The 834-nt window shown below is 43.3% G+C and carries 1 protein-coding gene; it reads left to right on the top strand.

Annotation, left to right across the window (positions count from 1 at the left end; all coding sequences use genetic code 11):
- Positions 1-772 (top strand): IS66 family transposase (gene tnpC, locus ACYQ3Q_RS28305; protein WP_459931724.1); only part of this gene is annotated, 772 nt, incomplete at its 5' end.
- Positions 773-834: the final 62 nt, after the last annotated feature.

The raw sequence follows: 834 nt of genomic DNA, 5'->3' as shown, positions 1-834 counted from the left end.
CACAGGCAAAATGTACGATAAACAACCAATCATCTTGTATGAATACCAGCGAACCAGAAAGGCAGACCATCCCCGAACGTTCTTAAAGGATTACTCTGGGGTGCTCGTGACAGACGGATATCAGGTTTATCACACGCTGGAAAGTGAACGTGAAAATCTGACGGTTGCAGGTTGCTGGAGTCATGCTCGAAGGCGCTTTGCAGAAGTTGTGAAAGCCCAAGGCGAAGAAAAAGCCAAAGGCACCCTAGCCTATGAGGCTTTAAAGCAGATAGCTGCCATCTATAAACTTGACAATGACCTTTCAGAGTGCTCAAATGAGGAGCGCGTACGGCAAAGGCATCTCATCGTGAAGCCTCAGGTGGAGGCCTTCTTTGCATGGACAAAATCACAGGTTAATGAAGTCCCTGAAAAATCTGAAACGGGCAAAGGTCTTTTATACTGCCTTAATCAAGAGCGCTATTTAAAAGTATTTCTTGATCATGGGGATGTACCACTTGATAACAATGCTACGGAATCGGTGATAAGAGGCTTTTGCATTGGAAAACATAACTGGCACTTAATTGACACGATCAATGGTGCTAAAGCGAGTGCCATCGCTTACAGCATTGCTGAGACTGCTAAGGCCAATAATCTTAAGCCGTATCAGTACTTCAAACATCTACTGAGTGAGATCCCAAAGCATGAAGATGATACAAACTTATCTTTTCTTGAAGATTTGTTGCCTTGGTCAGGTAAGCTACCGGAGGAATGTAAAAAACAGACTAATCTATAATTCACAACGGACCGTCATTTGACGGTTTTTGTTTACTCTATGACGCACTATTTACCGTTTAC

Source organism: Desulfosporosinus burensis, from assembly GCF_054657535.1.
This window is presented reverse-complemented; position numbering and strand designations above follow the sequence as displayed.